The 16,859-nt window shown below is 60.4% G+C and carries 14 protein-coding genes; 5 read left to right on the top strand and 9 right to left on the bottom strand.

Features of this window, described 5'->3' with window-relative positions:
* Positions 1–82 precede the first annotated feature (82 nt).
* From ACYP2Q_RS11685 to ACYP2Q_RS11720, 8 genes are all read right to left on the bottom strand, one after another.
* On the bottom strand, positions 83–2,005 hold the full coding sequence (locus tag ACYP2Q_RS11685; protein ID WP_008061555.1) for a PrkA family serine protein kinase: 1,923 nt from the start codon (positions 2,003–2,005) through the stop codon (positions 83–85).
* A 296-nt stretch (positions 2,006–2,301) separates the two neighbouring features.
* On the bottom strand, positions 2,302–2,631 hold the full coding sequence (gene glpE, locus ACYP2Q_RS11690) for a thiosulfate sulfurtransferase GlpE (RefSeq protein ID WP_008061556.1): 330 nt from the start codon (positions 2,629–2,631) through the stop codon (positions 2,302–2,304).
* Between the two features lie 33 nt (positions 2,632–2,664).
* Complete coding sequence (locus ACYP2Q_RS11695; protein ID WP_459730586.1) at positions 2,665–3,549, bottom strand: symmetrical bis(5'-nucleosyl)-tetraphosphatase; 885 nt, start codon at positions 3,547–3,549, stop codon at positions 2,665–2,667.
* Complete coding sequence (gene apaG, locus ACYP2Q_RS11700) at positions 3,549–3,929, bottom strand: Co2+/Mg2+ efflux protein ApaG (protein ID WP_459730587.1); 381 nt, start codon at positions 3,927–3,929, stop codon at positions 3,549–3,551. The genes ACYP2Q_RS11695 and apaG overlap by 1 nt, the downstream gene beginning before the upstream one ends.
* Positions 3,930–4,050: 121 nt before the next feature.
* Positions 4,051–4,869 carry a 16S rRNA (adenine(1518)-N(6)/adenine(1519)-N(6))-dimethyltransferase RsmA gene (gene rsmA / locus ACYP2Q_RS11705; protein WP_008061562.1) on the bottom strand — a complete coding sequence of 273 codons (819 nt, stop codon included), beginning with the start codon at positions 4,867–4,869 and terminating at the stop codon, positions 4,051–4,053.
* Positions 4,866–5,855, bottom strand: coding sequence for a 4-hydroxythreonine-4-phosphate dehydrogenase PdxA (gene pdxA, locus ACYP2Q_RS11710; protein ID WP_459730589.1), 990 nt, complete (start codon positions 5,853–5,855; stop codon positions 4,866–4,868). Before pdxA ends, rsmA begins: the two co-directional genes overlap by 4 nt.
* On the bottom strand, positions 5,852–7,174 hold the full coding sequence (gene surA / locus ACYP2Q_RS11715) for a peptidylprolyl isomerase SurA (protein WP_459730590.1): 1,323 nt from the start codon (positions 7,172–7,174) through the stop codon (positions 5,852–5,854). The genes pdxA and surA overlap by 4 nt, the downstream gene beginning before the upstream one ends.
* Entirely contained in the window at positions 7,149–9,947 is a 2,799-nt protein-coding gene (locus ACYP2Q_RS11720; RefSeq protein ID WP_459730591.1) for an LPS-assembly protein LptD, read from the bottom strand. Before ACYP2Q_RS11720 ends, surA begins: the two co-directional genes overlap by 26 nt.
* A 130-nt stretch (positions 9,948–10,077) precedes the next feature.
* Here ACYP2Q_RS11720 and ACYP2Q_RS11725 point away from each other — a divergent pair, with 130 nt between their 5' ends.
* Genes ACYP2Q_RS11725 through ACYP2Q_RS11735 form a run of 3 tightly spaced genes read left to right on the top strand, consistent with a single transcriptional unit; the run spans position 10,078 to position 12,534 of the window.
* Positions 10,078–11,097 (top strand): aminoglycoside phosphotransferase family protein, encoded by a 1,020-nt coding sequence (locus ACYP2Q_RS11725; RefSeq protein ID WP_459730593.1) that lies wholly within the window; start codon positions 10,078–10,080, stop codon positions 11,095–11,097.
* Complete coding sequence (gene murU / locus ACYP2Q_RS11730; RefSeq protein WP_459730595.1) at positions 11,094–11,765, top strand: N-acetylmuramate alpha-1-phosphate uridylyltransferase MurU; 672 nt, start codon at positions 11,094–11,096, stop codon at positions 11,763–11,765. Before ACYP2Q_RS11725 ends, murU begins: the two co-directional genes overlap by 4 nt.
* 1 nt (position 11,766) lies before the next feature.
* Positions 11,767–12,534, top strand: coding sequence for a DnaJ domain-containing protein (locus ACYP2Q_RS11735; protein ID WP_459730596.1), 768 nt, complete (start codon positions 11,767–11,769; stop codon positions 12,532–12,534).
* Between the two features lie 15 nt (positions 12,535–12,549).
* Here ACYP2Q_RS11735 and ACYP2Q_RS11740 read toward each other — a convergent pair whose 3' ends face one another.
* Positions 12,550–13,542, bottom strand: a complete 993-nt coding sequence (locus ACYP2Q_RS11740) for an alpha/beta hydrolase family protein (protein ID WP_459730597.1) — start codon at positions 13,540–13,542, stop codon at positions 12,550–12,552.
* A gap of 73 nt (positions 13,543–13,615) precedes the next feature.
* On the opposite strand from ACYP2Q_RS11740, the gene ACYP2Q_RS11745 reads away from it, so the two are divergent.
* Together ACYP2Q_RS11745 and ACYP2Q_RS11750 are read left to right on the top strand one after the other, a co-directional pair.
* On the top strand, positions 13,616–16,018 hold the full coding sequence (locus ACYP2Q_RS11745; protein ID WP_459730598.1) for a PAS domain-containing sensor histidine kinase: 2,403 nt from the start codon (positions 13,616–13,618) through the stop codon (positions 16,016–16,018).
* The gene (locus ACYP2Q_RS11750; RefSeq protein WP_020798801.1) at positions 16,019–16,648 is read left to right on the top strand and encodes a response regulator; all 630 of its coding nucleotides are present in this window, start codon (positions 16,019–16,021) and stop codon (positions 16,646–16,648) included. It abuts the gene before it with no gap.
* Positions 16,649–16,859: the final 211 nt, after the last annotated feature.

Raw genomic sequence — 16,859 nt, forward strand, 5'->3', positions numbered from 1 at the left:
CAAGCGGCGCGCGACATATGGCCACAATTACGCCAACAACGCGTTTTCGGTGGTGAGGTGTCGCTTGCCGCTTGCAGCTCCCTTACTGGGACTTTCTAACCCGCAGGTACCACTCGGACAGCAGCCGTACCTGTTTGTCGGTGTAACCACGCTCGACCATCCGAGTGACGAAGTCGTTGTGTTTCTGCTGGTCCTCTTTGCTGGCCTTGGCATTGAAACTGATGACTGGCAGGAGGTCCTCGGTGTTGGAGAACATTTTCTTCTCGATGACCACCCGCAATTTTTCGTAGCTGAGCCAGGTCGGGTTCTTGCCGTTGTTGTTGGCACGGGCGCGGAGCACAAAGTTGACGATTTCGTTGCGGAAATCCTTCGGATTGCTGATGCCGGCCGGTTTTTCGATTTTCTCCAGTTCTTCGTTCAGAGCGACGCGGTTGAGGATCTCGCCGGTTTCCGGGTCGCGATACTCCTGATCCTGAATCCAGAAGTCTGCGTACAGCACGTAACGATCGAAGATGTTCTGCCCGTACTCGCTGTAGGACTCGAGGTAGGCGGTCTGGATCTCCTTGCCGATGAATTCGATGTAACGCGGTGCCAGGTACTCCTTGAGGAAGCGCAGGTAGCGTTCGCGGGTTTCAGCCTGGAACTGTTCCTGTTCGATCTGTTGCTCCAGCACGTAGAGCAGGTGCACCGGGTTGGCGGCGATTTCGTGGGGGTCGAAGTTAAAGACCTTGGACAGGATCTTGAAGGCGAAGCGGGTCGACAGGCCGTTCATGCCTTCATCGACACCGGCGTTGTCGCGATACTCCTGGATCGATTTGGCCTTCGGATCGGTGTCCTTGAGGTTTTCGCCGTCATACACCCGCATCTTGGAGTAGATGTTGGAGTTTTCCGGTTCCTTCAGGCGTGAAAGTACGGTGAACTGGGCGAGCATCTTCAAGGTGTCGGGCGCGCAATGGGCCTTGGCCAGCGAGCTGTTGAACAGCAGTTTGTCGTAGATCTTCACTTCGTCGCTGACCCGCAGGCAATACGGCACCTTGACGATGTAGATCCGGTCGATGAACGCTTCGTTGTTCTTGTTGTTGCGGAAGGTATGCCATTCAGATTCGTTGGAGTGGGCGAGCAGGATCCCGGTGAACGGAATCGCGCCAAGGCCTTCGGTACTGTTGTAGTTGCCTTCCTGGGTGGCTGTCAGCAATGGGTGCAGCACCTTGATGGGCGCCTTGAACATTTCGACGAATTCCATCAGGCCCTGGTTGGCCCGGCACAGTGCGCCCGAGTAGCTGTAGGCATCGGCGTCGTTCTGCGGGAATTCTTCCAGTTTGCGGATATCGACCTTGCCCACCAGTGCCGAGATGTCCTGGTTGTTTTCATCGCCCGGTTCGGTTTTGGCCACGGCGATCTGGTTGAGAATCGACGGATAGAGTTTGACCACGCGGAACTGGCTGATATCGCCGCCGAACTCGGCCAGGCGTTTGGTGGCCCATGGCGACATGATGGTGTTGAGATAGCGCCGCGGGATGCCGAAGTCTTCCTCGAGGATCGCGCCATCTTCAGTGGCGTTGAACAGACCCAGGGGCGATTCGAATACTGGCGAGCCCTTGATTGCGTAGAAGGGCACCCTTTCCATCAGTTGTTTGAGTTTTTCGGCCAGGGACGATTTACCGCCGCCGACGGGGCCGAGCAGATAAAGGATCTGTTTCTTCTCTTCCAGGCCTTGGGCGGCATGGCGGAAATACGACACGATCTGGTCGATGCATTCTTCCATCCCGTGGAAGTCTTCAAAGGCCGGGTAGCGGCGGATCACCTTGTTGGAGAAGATTCGCGACAGCCTCGAGTTGGTCGAGGTGTCGAGGAGTTCCGGTTCACCGATGGCCAGCAACAGACGCTCGGCGGCGGAAACGTAGGCGCTACGGTCCTTTTTGCACAACTCCAGATACTCTTGCAGCGAGAGTTCTTCCTGGCGTGTGGACTCGAAACGTTGTTGGAAGTGGCTAAAGATACTCATGACGTCACCTCGCTCGATACGTGGAGCCGACGCCGGATCACTCAGTCGATGCTGGCAGCAACCGAACAGGCAGTCGCTGTTTACCCCCCAGAACTCTTTCGAAGTTGACTACTCCGAAAGCTACTCCCGATGACCCGTGCGCCGGTGTACCGGCTCTCCCCTGTTTTGGATGGCCTGCGCTTAAGGATAGTTGGGAATTCGGGAGGTAAAGGCGAGATACGTAATTAGTTGTGGCTGACCGTTCGTCTGCCACCGCGCAAGCCCGCGGTAGCCGGGGCTTGCGCATGACAAAAAAATTATTCGCTGGTGCCTTGCGCCGTTTCCGCAGGATAAGTCGTACGCCACAGCTCAAAACCGCCATCCATGCTGTAGACGTCGGAGAAACCCTGGCTGATCAGGTAAGCGGCGGCGCCCTGGCTGGAGTTGCCGTGGTAGCAGACCACCACGGTTGGCGCGTCCAGATCGGCGCCCTGGATGAAGGCGTGCAGGGAGTGGTTATCCAGGTGCTTCGAGCCGCTGATGTGCAGAGCGGCAAAAGTCGCAGGATCGCGGACGTCGACCACCACTGCGCCTTGTTCGCGCAGGGCCTGGGCCTGTTCCGGGGGGATACGTTTGAATTCGCTCATGGCGGGCTCCTGTGGCTCGGCTGAAAGCGCAGTCTAGCGCGGGGCGCTGGCTGACGATGGTTCGGAAATCGGTGGGGCGACTGGCGGCTCGGCGGCCTGGCCATGTTCGTCGCATTTGCAGGACAGGCGTTCGGACGTGTCGACATTCATCAGGGTCAGGGCACCGCCCCAGACGCAGCCGGTATCGAGGGCCGAGATGTTCGGCTCCTGGATCTTGCCTTCCAGCGCTGCCCAGTGGCCGAAGATGATCTTCAGGTCCCTGGTCTTGCGCTCCTTGTGCTGGAACCAGGGCTTGTAGCCTGCTGGTGCCGTGCCGAGGCCTTCCTTGCTCTTGAGGTCAAGCTTACCCTCGGCCGTACAGAAACGCATGCGCGTGAAATAGTTGGTAATCACCCGCAGGCGCGTCACGCCTTTGAGGTCGCTGTCCCATTTCGCCGGATCGTTACCGTACATGCCATCGAGGTAGGGTGGCAGCAGGTTGTCGTCGCGCAGTGCCGTCTCGACTTCGGCCGCGCATTTCAGCGCTTTGCGCAGCGACCATTGCGGTGGAATGCCGGCATGCACCATCGCAATGTTGCGTTGTTCGTCATAGTGCATGAGTTTTTGCTGGCGCAGCCATTCCAGCAACTCGGCGCTATCGGGGGCTTCGATGATCTCGCGCAGGGTGTCGGCCTTCTTCAGGCGCTCGATGTTCCTCCCGGCCGCCAGCAAGTGCAGGTCATGGTTGCCGAGCACGCACACCAGCGACTGGCGGATGCTATAGAGGAAACGCAGGGTTTCCAGCGACTGCGGGCCACGGTTGACCAGGTCGCCCACCAGCCACAGACGATCGTTTGCCGGGTCGAAGGCGACCTTCTTGAGCAGGCATTGCAATGCACCAAGGCAGCCTTGCAGGTCGCCAACGGCATAGGTTGCCATCAGTGCAAGGCTCCGGGCACCGCCAGGCGGAACGGGGCGATGATGGCATCGAAATGTTTGCCGTCATCGGCGAGCATTTCGTAAGTACCCTGCATGGTGCCGACCTTGGATGTCATCACGGTGCCGCTGCTGTAGGTATGGCTTTGACCGGGCTCGATCAGCGGTTGCTGGCCAACTACGCCCGCACCGCGAACTTCCTCGACATGCCCGTCGCCATCGGTGATGACCCAATGCCGAGACAACAGTTTGGCCGGTAGCAGGCCGTTATTTTGCACGGTGATGGTGTACGCGAAGGCAAAACGCTCTTGCTCGGGTTGCGATTGTTCTGCCAGATAGCGGGTGACGACGCTGACGTCGACCTGATAACGAGGATCGGACATGCAAAGGGCCTTAAAAACGAAGCGGAACGCGGGGCATGACTGATGACTCAGTCTAGGCCAGGTATCGGATAGTAAACCAGACATGGGCGCTGGTGTCCTACCCGATAACGCTTCAGTTCTGTCAGGCGTCCGCGGCTTTCTGTAGGACCTGTTCGCTAAGCTTGTCGGCAAGGCGCACGAAGGCCGCCAGATCGAGCTGCTCGGGACGCAAGCTGCCATCGACGCCAGCGGCTTCGATTTCGGCGTTGCTCAGCAACAACTTGAGTGTGTTGCGAAGGGTCTTGCGGCGCTGGTTGAAAGCTTCGCGCACGACGCGCTCAAGCAAGCGGTGGTCCTTGGCCGGGTGCGGCAGCACCGCGTGGGGCACCAGGCGCACGATGGCCGAGTCGACTTTCGGTGGCGGATTGAACGCGCCAGGACCTACGTTGAACAGATGTTCGACCCGGCAGTGGTACTGGACCATGATTGACAGCCGGCCCCAGTCACCGCCGCCGGGCCCTGCGGCCAGGCGCTCAACCACTTCCTTTTGCAGCATGAAGTGCATGTCGCGAATCAGGTGGGCGTTGTGCAGCAGATGGAAAATCAACGGTGTGGAGATGTTGTAGGGCAGGTTTCCGACCACACGCAGGCTGCCGGGTGCGGCATTCAGGCTGGTGAAATCGAACTTCAGCGCATCGCCCTGGTGCAGGTTGAAGTTGCTCTTGCCGGCGAACTGCTGGTTGAGGATAGGGATCAGGTCCTTGTCCAGTTCTACCACGTCAAGCTGGGCGCCGCTGCTGAGCAGGCCCTGGGTCAGCGCGCCCTGGCCAGGGCCGATTTCCAGAAGACGGTCTTCGGCCTTGGCATGGATGGAGCGCAGGATGCGGTCGATAACGCCAGCATCGTGCAGAAAGTTCTGGCCAAAGCGCTTGCGTGCCTTGTGTTGGTATTGCTCGGTCATAAACGGGTCTCGGCCATCTGGTAGGCGGTTTCCAGGGCGACTTGCAGGCTGCCGGTGTCGATCTTGCCGCTGCCGGCCAGGTCCAGGGCGGTGCCGTGGTCGACCGAAGTGCGGATGATCGGCAAGCCAAGGGTCACGTTGACTGCTGCGCCGAAGCCTTTGTACTTCAGCACAGGCAGGCCCTGGTCATGGTACATCGCCAGCACTGCATCGCAGTGCTCCAGATATTTGGGGGTAAACAGAGTGTCGGCGGGCAAGGGGCCGCGTAGGTCCATGCCTTCGCCGCGCAGGCGCTCTAATGTGGGTTCGATGATATCGATTTCTTCATGGCCCAGGTGTCCGCCTTCACCGGCATGGGGGTTGAGCCCGCACACCAGGATGCGTGGCTGGGCGATACCGAATTTGTCTTGCAGATCGGCGTACAGGATTCGCGTCACTCGCTCCAGGCGTTGCGGCGTGATTGCATCGGCAATCTCGCGCAGGGGCAGGTGAGTGGTGACCAGCGCTACACGCAACCCGCGAGTGGCGAGCATCATCACCACTTGCGCGGTATGGGTCAGGTCGGCGAGAAATTCCGTGTGCCCGGAAAAGGCGATTCCCGATTCGTTGATCACGCCCTTGTGCACCGGGGCGGTGATCATGCCGGCAAATTGCCCGTCCAGACAGCCCTGGCCGGCGCGGGTCAGGGTTTCCAGGACGAAAGCGGCATTGGCCTTGTCCAGTTGTCCGGCGACGACCTTGGCGTTGAGCGGCGTATCCCAGACATACAGGCTGTTGGCTGGCGCAGGCGCGTCCGGCCAGTGCTCCGGCGATACCGGCAGCAAGTCGACCGCCACACCCAGCTGCGCGGCCCGCTCAAGGAGCAGGTCGCGGCTGGTAATGGCAATCAGGGGGTGTGGCTGGGCTTGCGAAGCGAGCAGCAGGCACAGGTCGGGACCAATGCCGGCCGGTTCGCCGGGTGTCAGCGCGAAACGCTTGGGTTTCACTGTGCTGCCTGGTCAGCGCCAGGGAGTTTGATTTCCACGTACGCTTCGTCACGGATCTGACGCAGCCAGGTTTGCAGCTCTTCGTCGTATTTGCGGTTACGCAGTACGGTCATCGCTTGTTGCTCGCGAGCCTGGTTGGTGCTGTCGGTGGCGCGACGGCCAAGGACTTCCAGGACGTGCCAGCCGTATTGAGTCTGGAACGGCTTGGACAGCTGACCTTGTGGGGTCTTGGCCATCACTTCGCGGAACTCTGGAACCAATACACTCGGGTCGATCCAGTTCAGGTCGCCGCCGTTAAGCGCGGAGCCCGGATCTTCCGAGTAGCTTTTCGCCAGTTCGCCGAAGTCTTCACCCGATTCGATGCGACTGTAGAGCGACTCGGCCAGGGCCTTGGTTTTTGCTTCATCACGGATCGGACTTGGTTTGACCAGAATGTGGCGAACATGCACTTCGTCGCGTACCTGGGCTTCACCGCCGCGTTTGTCGGTGATCTTCAGGATGATGAAACCACCTGGTGTCCGCATTGGCTGGGTGATGTCGCCAACGGCCATGGTGCTCAGCAGGTGGTCGAACGGAGGAGGCAGTTGAGCGGCCTTACGCCAGCCCATGTCGCCGCCTTCCAGAGCGGTTTCGCTGGCGGATTTGGCGAGGGCCAACTGAGCGAAGTCAGCGCCTTGCTTAAGCTGTTGGTACACCGCGTCTGCCTGTTTGGCTGCAGCCTGAATGGCGTCGGAATTGGCGCTCTCCGGCGTAGCAATCATGATGTTGGACAGGCGGAACTCTTGGGATAGCTGCATTTTGCCCAGGTCTGAAGCGAGGAAGTTCTTGACCTCCTGCTCGGACACCTGGATGCGCTCGGCCACACGGCGCTGGCGCACGCGGCTGATGACCATCTCGCGACGGATCTGGTCACGGGCATCGTCGTAAGACAGGCCATCGTGAGTCAGTGCCGCCCGGAATTGCTCGACCGACATGTTATTGCGCTGGGCAATGGTGCCGACAGCCTGGTTCAGTTCTTCATCGGTGATACGGATACCGGAACGTTCGCCGATCTGCAGTTGCAGATTCTCGACGATCAGGCGCTCAAGCACCTGTTGCTCCAGTACGCTGGCCGGTGGCACGGCGGAGCCGCGCTTGGCGATGGTTTGCTGGACTTCATGGACCCGTTGGTCCAGTTGGCTCTGCATGACCACGTCGTTGTCGACAATGGCCACCACCTTATCGATGGACTGTACCGCGGCGTTGGCCGCGGTACCCAGGAACAGCGCGCCCAGCAACAGCGGGCGCAGACAATCAGAAAGCTTGGTCTTCACGTTCACGATAACCTTGGATGCCTTTGTCGAGGAAACTCTCTACTTTGGAGCCAGTGAGGCCGCCGAGTCCCTTCAGAACAATTTGGAGGAAGACGCCATGGTCGCCTTTTTCGTTTTGTGGGGCGTCTTGACTGGTTTCGTCATAATCGACCCAGTAACGGTTGATCAGGCGCAGTTTCCAGCAGCAGTTGTCGTACTCGAAGCCACCGAAGGCTTCCAGGGTACGGTTGCGGTTGTAGTCGTACTGCCAGCGGCTGATGACGTTCCATTGCGGCACGACCGGCCAGATCACCGAGAAGTCGTGCTGTTCGATCTTGTAGTAGTCCTTCACATAGCCAGGCTGGCCCGGGGTGCCGTAGTCACCGCCGCCTACCTGCCATTTACCGGAGTTCTGGTCGTAACGAACCTGGTCATTGCGATAGCGATAGCCAGCGTTGATGACCTTGTTCGGGTTGTCTTCAGGCTGGTAGTGGAACATCGCGCTGCCCGAACGAGGGCTGCGGCTGTCCGGGTCCCAGTTGTAATCGGCCGTGGTGCGCCAGTCGCGGTTCCAGCGATATTCGTACTCCAGCGCATAAGGAGAAACGTCAGAGTGCGCGTCTTCGCGGGTTTTTGCATCGATACCCGGCAATTGGACTTCGCGATCCTTGAAGTATAGAGCCTGGCCGACGCTGATGCGTTGGCGCTCGAAACCGTTTTCTTCGATCCAGCGACTGGTCACGCCCAGGGACAGTTTGTTCTCGTCGCCCACGCGGTCGGAGCCAGAGAAGCGGTTGTCGCGGAACAGCGATGCATAGTTGAAGGTGTATTCGCTGGTGTCGAATACCGGAATGTCTTCCTGGTCCTTCTCGGGTACGTAGAGGTAGAACAGGCGTGGCTCAAGGGTCTGGTTATAGTTTTTGCCAAACCAGCTGGTCTTGCGATCGAAATACAGGCCGCTGTCGATGCTCGCGATCGGCACGCCACGGTTCTGGTTGCTGTCGAACGTGCCGTTGAGACGGTCCTGTTCTGCAGTCTGCGCGGCAACCTGGCTCTTGCCGATGCTGTCCAGATCCAGTTGGTACTGCGTGTATTGATACTTGAGCTTAGGCGTCAGGAAGCCGTAGCTCGCCTCCATCGGATAGCTGACCGCTGGCGCAAGGTTGAGGCGATCGCCATTGGCGCGGGCCAGACCTTGAATGTTGGTGTCGAGGCGCGGCTCAACATTACCGTCTTCATCGGTGAAGTTGCCGTTCTTCAGGTCCCGGTCGAAGCGCACGAGTTCGGTGTCATAGGTGAAATTCAGACCGCCTGGACGATCCGGCAGTGCCCCATTGAAGGTGATCTGCGGCAAACGGTCGTACGGCGTGATGTTCGACACAGTCGCCAGCTGATAAGCCTGGGCATTCACGCGGGCGGTGTAGCTGTCGCCACGGTAAGAAACGGAGCCCTGCTGGTTGACGTAGTCGGCGCTTTTCACACCGATCTGGTCGGTTTGCAGATCCTGGAAGTAATAGGGGTCGCTGATCTTGGTGTAGTCGACCTGGGTCAGGACGCGCGAGTCGAGTCCACCCTTGTGCTGCCAGTTGTACATGTAGCGGGTTTTTTCGTAATCGCTCTGCAGCTTGCGATCATCGTTCTCGTCGTTGAGGTACGCGGCGCCGAACTGACCTTCGCTGGACTTGGTCAGGTAGCGGAATTCGCCTTCCATCAACAGGCCGCGATCGCTCATGTAGCGCGGGTACAACGTGGCATCGTAGTTCGGTGCCAGGTTGAAGTAATACGGCGTAACCAGCAGGAAGCCGGTGTCGCTGCCGGTGCCGATGGTCGGCGGCAGGAAGCCGGATTGACGACGGTCGTCGATCGGGAAGTAGATATACGGCGTGTACAGGACCGGAATGTCCTTGACCCGCAGTGTCACGTTGGTCGCGGTACCGAAGCCGGTAGCCGGGTTCAAGGTGATGTTGTTGCCCTTGAGCTGCCAGGCGTTGCTGTTCGGTTCGCACGTGGTGTACGTACCATCCTTGAGGCGGATGATCGCGTTCTCGGCGCGCTTGGCGTACAGCGCGTTACCGCGGATGCGCGATTTGTGCATCACGTATTCGGCGTTGTCGACCTTGGCTTCGCCGGTATCGAGCTGCACGTCGGCGTGGTCACCCACGATCAGTGCGCCGTTATCGCGAATGCGTACGTTGCCGGCCAGTTCGCCACGGCTCTCGGCCTGGTATAGGTTGGCTTCGTCGGCTTCGACCTGCATGCTGCCCTGGCGCATGACCACGTCACCGGCCAGGGTGGCGACTTGCTCATCCTGCTTGTAGCGGGAGGCTTTGGCGCCGATAAAGGTTGGGGCGTCACTTTTACTCGTCTTGTCATTCATGCCAGGACGAGTCGGTTCGATATAGGAACCAGAGCAATAAGGACCGGTTTCGGCCAATTGTGCTGCAGTGAGCTGTTCGCGCGGAACCCAGTCGAGGTGGCTGTAGTCTGCGCTACGCGACTTCAGGCCACGGCCTTTGGATTCGGTGACCAATGCTTGTTTGGCGCCCGTGTCTTCGCTGGCGCCCGTTTCGGCGGGTGTCTCGCCGGTGGCGGAAACGGCGCTGCCTTCATGGATTGGACGCGGAGGCAATGCAGCCGCCGTCGATTTTGGCGCACAATTCCAGGCACCCGAAGCGGAGACCGAGCAGTCATACTGTTCCGCGGCGACCACGAAAGGGCTGGCCAAGGGTTGCAGAGCCAGCAAACTGCCGGTCATCAACAACGGAAATTTTTTACGAAACGCGGGGGATTTCAATGCCATCTTAATAGTCCGGGCTTCCTGCGTGCCATCTGCCCGCGGTGTGGGCCGCACGCCTCTCGATGGTCTGAAAAAGATGCTGGATAATAAAGCATGACCCGCTTGACGGCTAGCGCCGTCGGAGACCCTTGCAATGCCTGACCAAGATCTACGTTTGCAACACCTGAAACTTTGGCTCGATGAACAACTGGTTATCCTTTTTGCGCAACAGGGATGGGGTGCCGTCCCCCCGGCCACGTTGACTGCGGCCAGCAGCGATGCGAGTTTTCGGCGCTATTTCCGTTGGGAAGGCGCGGGCAAAAGCTTGATCGTGATGGACGCGCCACCGCCCCAGGAAAACTGCAAGCCGTTCGTGGATATCGCTTTTTTGCTGGCGAAATCCGGAATAAATGTGCCGCAAATCTACGCCGAAGACCTTGAGCGCGGATTTCTTTTGCTCAATGACCTGGGCAACAAGACGTATCTGGACGTGATCGACAGCGCGAATGCCGACGATTTGTTTGAGGACGCCCTGCAAGCGCTACTGGCGTTCCAGCAGTTACCGATGGTTGCGCCACTGCCGAGTTACGACGTGGCGTTGTTGCGACGGGAACTCGAATTGTTCCCCGAGTGGTACGTCAAGCACGAGTTGGGCATCGAGTTCGATGCGGCGCAGCAAGTACTCTGGCAGCAGGTCATCGATCTGTTGATCGACAGTGCCCTGGCCCAGCCGAAAGTCCTGGTGCACCGCGACTACATGCCGCGCAACCTGATGCTCAGTGAACCCAACCCCGGAGTACTGGACTTCCAGGACGCCGTCTACGGTCCTGTCACCTACGACGTGACCTGCCTGTTCAAGGATGCGTTCCTCAGTTGGCCGGAGGAGCGCGTGCGTGGCTGGCTGGAAAGTTATTGGCAGCAAGCGGCTGCGTTGAATATTCCGGTACAGCCCGACATCGAAGACTTTCTGCGCGCCAGCGACCTGATGGGCGTGCAGCGTCACCTGAAAGTGATCGGTATCTTCGCGCGTATTTGCCACCGCGACGGTAAACCGCGTTACCTGGCGGATGTGCCACGCTTCTTCGCTTATATAGATGCCGTGATCGCGCGTCGTCCCGAACTGGCCGAGCTGGATGTATTGCTGGCCAGCCTGCGTGCCGGAGTGACGGCATGAAGGCAATGATTCTGGCGGCAGGCAAGGGCGAGCGCATGCGTCCCTTGACCCTGACCACACCCAAGCCGCTGGTTCGCGCCGGAGGCGTACCGCTGATCGAGTATCACCTGCGAGCCCTGGTCGCGGCAGGGTTTACCGAGATCGTGATCAATCATGCCTGGCTCGGCCAGCAGATTGAAGACTATCTGGGCGATGGCTCGCGCTACGGCGTGCGCATTGAGTATTCGGCCGAAGGTGAGCCCCTGGAAACCGGTGGCGGAATCTTCCGCGCGTTGCCGTTGTTGGGTGACGAGGCTTTCCTGGTCGTCAACGGTGACATCTGGACCGACTACGATTTCAGCGTGCTGCATCAACCCATCACCGGGCTTGCGCACCTGGTGCTGGCCGACAACCCGCCCCACCACCTCGCCGGTGATTTCAGCCTGATCGGCGATCAGGTCCGGGACAGTCAGCCGGACACCGCTACCCTGACCTACAGCGGTATCGCCGTGCTGCATCCACAGTTGTTCGATGGATGCTCGGCAGGGGCCTTCAAGCTTGCGCCGCTGTTGCGCAAGGCCATGGCTGACGGGCAGGTGACCGGCGAACGCCTGAAGGGGCTTTGGGTCGATGTCGGTACTCACGAGCGTCTTGCCGAAGCTCAAACCCTGATCGAAGCGAGCCGCTGACATGCTGTGGCCAGCGACTCTGATCGGAGCCGGAGCGGGCTTTGCCATCGCCAGCATTCCGGGGGCCATGCTCGGGGCCTTGCTGGGGCAGGTGCTGGACAGGCATCTGCACCTGCAAAGTTGGGCGCATCTGCGCGAAAAGCTCGGCGGTCGACCGGTCCTGCGCAACGACGAGTTGTTGTTCGTGTTGCTGGGGCGCCTGGCCAAGTGTGATGGAAGGGTCGTGGAGGGGCATATCCAGCAGGCTCGCACGGAGATGCGTGCGCTGGAAATGTCCGAGTCGGCACAGCGCCGGGCGATTGCCGCGTTCAATCGGGGCAAGTCGGGCAGTGACCGGTTGCGGGGTCATTTGCGCCGGCTCAGGTCTCAGCCCTTTGCCGCGGAAGGCGTGTTGCGTGCTTGCTGGCGGATGGTTTGGGCCGATGGTCATGCCGGTCTCCGCGAGCGTGAACTGGTCCTGCAGTGGGGCAGTTGGCTGGGGTGGAGTGCGCCGCAGGTCAAGGGGTTGGCGGCCGATTACGAGCCGCAACATCGACCGTTGGTCAGTAGTGTTACAACCTATCAGGATGCGTTGCGGCTGCTGGGGGTGACTGCCACCAGTGAGCCCGCGCAGATCAAGCGTGCCTATAGGCGCCTGCTCAGTCGCCATCATCCGGACAAGATTGCCGGCAGTGGTGCAACGGCGTCACAGGTTCGCGAGGCCACCGACAAGACGCGCGAGCTGCACAATGCCTATACGTTGATTCGTCAGCGACGGGATTTTCGCTAGCCGCGACCCGGTCGATCAGTCTGCCGCATTTTGCGGATTCAACCAGCCCCGCACCCGGCGTACCAGTTGTTCCTGTTGCGCCTTGTTGTTGCCCGGCAAAGCCTTTAACGAGACCTGGCTGAAGGCCGAAGTCTTCAGGCGCTTGCTGGCCTGCATGCGGGCCAGTGCCGCGTTGCGATCCAGCGGTTTGTCCATATAGAAGAGGTCGACGGTGGGCAGCTTGAGGGTTGGCGCGAGCTCGTCCAGTTCGGGGGTGACTTTGGCCGGAGTTTGTGCGGCGACCATGACGAAGCGCTCGACTTGCGCCGTCTGCTTCTCGCTCAGATATCGCGCGGCCCAATAGGCGCCCGTGCCATGCCCCAGCACGACAATGCTGCGGGCGCTTTGCTGTTCGGCAAACGCGATGGCCGCGTCGATGCGGGCGAAGATTCGCTCGGCGTCAGCCTTGCTCTGCTCGTCGGTGCTTTCGGCGACGGCCTTGTCCGCCACCTCGGCTTCGCCGCCCGCCGCCTGTTCGATGGGGGCGGCGGTGGTCGAGTCCTTGCTGTCGACGTCCGGCGCCTTGGGGGCTGGAGCGGTTTCCGTCACGCGTGGTGCAATGGCATCACTTTGCAAATCAGGCAGGGTGACGCTCAGGCTGCCCCATTGGGCGTCCGGTAATTGGCGACGCAGCGGACCGATTGCTTGCGGCCAGTCAACGGTTTCACCGGCGCCGGGGATGATAATGACTGCGCCTTTGGGGTCAGCAGAGTTGGCCGGTTTCCACAGGGCCAGGAACGTATCGTTACCCGCTTGCAGTTGTTGCTGCTCCTGGACTGGAATTTTTCGCTCGAGTGCAGTCGCTTCTTCCTGACTGCGCTCGGGCAGCGGTTGGCGTTCAAACGGTTTTTCTTCAGCGGGTTTTGCCGCTGCGCCGGCTGCCGGATCGGCCGCCTCAACGGAAAAAGCCCATGGCAGGATCAGCGACAGGCACAATGCTGGCAGTGCCAGGCGGTAGACAGGGAGCATCGGATATTCCAGGCCAGAAGTTATTCCGGCAGCCTAATGGGTTGGTCAGTGTTTGTCAGTGTGTGAGAGTTCGATGATGCTTTTTCGCTGCCTGTGGGTTATCGGCTGTTTGTGGTTGCCCTTGATGGGCTGGGCGAGCGCCGCGCCAGCGACGCATGCCGCGCCATTGTCGGCAGGCCAGCAGCAATGGCTGGCGCAGCAGGGCGATCTGCGGGTGGGGCTGGTGTTGCAAGCGCCCTATGCCCAGTACGACCGCCGCTTGCAGCGTCTGTCCGGGGTCAATGTCGAGCTGATGAAGTGGCTGGCCAAGTCGCTCAAGGTCGAACTGAGCTGGCGCAACTTTCCCGACCTCGAGCAATTGGAAGCGGCCGCACGCGCAGGCGAAATCGACATCGCCCCGGGCCTGACCCAGACCCCTGGCGGCCTGCGCTTCTGGCAGTATTCCGATCCGTACATGCGGGTGCCGCAACTGGTGGTCAGCGACCAGAAAAGCACCGGTGCGGTGGAGCTGGAAAAACTCGATAGCCAGACCCGCGTCGTCGTACGGATGCCCAGTGCCACTGCCGACTACCTGCGCGGCAACTATCCTCATTTGAACTTGCAGGGTGTACCGGTCGAACGCCAGGCGTTGCAGCTGTTGCTGAGCCAGCAAGCCGCCTACGCGGTGGTCGACGAGGCGCAATTGGGGCGCCTGTCCGTCGAGCCGGAGTTCGCCGGGCTAGTGGTGGTCGGTGATATCGGCTTGCCTCAGCTGTTGCGGGTGGCCACACGGCGCGACCTGCCGGAGTTGGCCGGTATCGTCGAAAGTGCGCTGCGGGCGATCCCGGCCAAGGATCTGGAGGCGCTGCACAACCAGTGGCTGCAGCCCAAGTACCCACGGCTCAGCGAGTCCCCGGGGTTCTGGCAAAATCTCTGCCTGCTGTTGTTGGTGGTGGTGGCGCTCAGCGCCATGGCCATCGTGTTCTGGCAACGACGCCAGCAGCACAACCTGGAGCAACGCCTGGCGGCCGCGCAGGCAGACATCGCCTTGCGCGCCGCCAGCGAAGAGGCCTTGCGGCTCACGCAGTTTTCCATCGACCAGAGCACCGTCGGCATTCTGTGGGTGAACTGGGACAGTCACGTGCGTTACGCCAACCGCGCTGCCGAAACCATGCTGGGCTATCCGCCGGGCGGGATCATCGACCGGCCGTTGATTGAGTTCGAGCCCGGCCTGCACATGGATCGCTGGTTGAACCTGTGGAAGCGCGCCAGGGCCAGCGACGATGCACCGCAAAGTTTCGAAACCAATTGCCTGCGGGCCGATGGCAGCATCCTGCCGGCTGATGTCTCGTTGAGCTTTCTGCGCTTTCGCGATGGCGAGTACCTGGTGGTCTACCTGACCGATGTCACCGAACGGCGCCGTGCCCTGGCGGCGCTTCAGGAAAGTGAAGCACGCTTGCAAGGGATCGCGGCAAATGTGCCCGGCCTGGTCTTTCGCCTGGAGCGGGCGCCAGTGACGGGGCAGATCGACTTTGCCTACATCAGTGAAGGTAGCGAGAGCCTGGTGGGTTACTCGCCGGCGACCCTGGCCCATCGTGACAAAGGCCTGCGCAGCCTGGTGCATCCGGATGACAAGGCGAGCTATCACCAGACCCAGGACCATGCATTGGACACCGACAGCGATTGGTCCTGGCAGGGGAGAATCCTGACGCGACAGGGTGAGCAGCGTTGGGCGGAAATCAAGGCGATCACCCGGCAACTCGAGGACGGGGCCTACGTCTGGGATGGCATTGTCTGGGACATCAGCGAGAGCAAGCGCATCGAACTGGAACTGGCCAGCTCCCGTGAGCAATTGCGCGAATTGTCCGCGCATCTGGAGAGCGTTCGGGAAGAGGAAAAGGCGCGCATTGCCCGGGAAGTTCACGACGAACTGGGCCAGATGTTGACGGTGCTCAAGCTGGAAACGTCCATGTGCGAGCTGGCTTATGCGCAACTCGACCCCGGGTTGAACGAGCGTTTGAACAGCATGAAGCGTTTGATCGCCCAGCTGTTCCAGCTGGTGCGCGATGTGGCGACGGCGTTGCGGCCACCGATTCTGGATGCCGGGATTGCCTCGGCCATCGAATGGCAGGCGCGTCGCTTCGAAGCGCGCACGCAGATCCCGTGTCTGGTACAGGTGCCGGAATATTTGCCGGTGCTCAGTGATGCCAAGGCCATCGGCCTGTTTCGAATCCTTCAGGAAGCGCTGACCAATGTCATGCGTCACGCCCAGGCGCATACTGTCGAACTGACACTGGCCCTTGAGGGCGACGACCTGTGCCTGACCGTCAGCGATGATGGCGTAGGATTTGTCGCCTCGAACGGCAGGCCAACTTCCTTCGGGGTGGTCGGCATGCGCGAGCGGGTGCTGATCATGGGTGGGCAGCTTTCCCTTGAGAGTGAGCCGGGTGAGGGTACGACCCTGATCGTGCGAATACCCCTGGATGAGGAGATGTAAGTGATCCGTGTACTGGTAGCCGAAGACCACACCATCGTCCGCGAGGGCATCAAGCAATTGATCGGCCTGGCCAAGGATTTGCTGGTGGTGGGGGAGGCGAGCAATGGCGAACAGTTGCTCGAAACCTTGCGGCATGTGCCCTGTGAAGTGGTGTTGCTGGATATCTCCATGCCGGGTGTCAACGGTCTCGAGGCGATTCCGCGGATTCGTGCCTTGAACAATCCGCCGGTGATCCTGGTGTTGTCGATGCACGACGAGGCGCAGATGGCTGCGCGGGCCTTGAAGGTCGGAGCGGCGGGCTATGCCACCAAGGACAGTGATCCGGCCCTGTTGCTGACGGCCATCCGCCGGGTAGCCGCGGGAGGGCGTTACATCGACCCGGACCTGGCCGACCGGATGGTCTTCGAAGTCGGCCTGACTGATTCGCGGCCGTTGCACTCATTACTCTCGGAACGTGAGTTTTCCGTGTTCGAGCGCCTGGCCCAGGGCGCCAACGTCAACGACATCGCCCAGCAATTGGCGCTGAGCAGCAAAACCATCAGCACTCACAAGGCGCGGTTGATGCAGAAACTCAACATCACCTCGCTGGCGGAGCTGGTGAAATACGCGATGGAACACAAACTCCTCTAATACACCGATCCCTTGCAGGAGCCGGCTTGCCGGCGAAGGCGCCCTCGGAATCGCCTTCGCCGGCAAGCCGGGCTCCTACAGGGGATCACCCATATCCATTTACGACATTCCGCCCATGTGCTTTTGATGATTCTTGCGGCTTCCAGCTAACAACCTGCCGCTGCGGTTGCCAAAACGCGCCATCCTTGTAGGGCAATCCCTACCCCCAGTC

This window comes from Pseudomonas sp. MHK4, assembly GCF_054600775.1.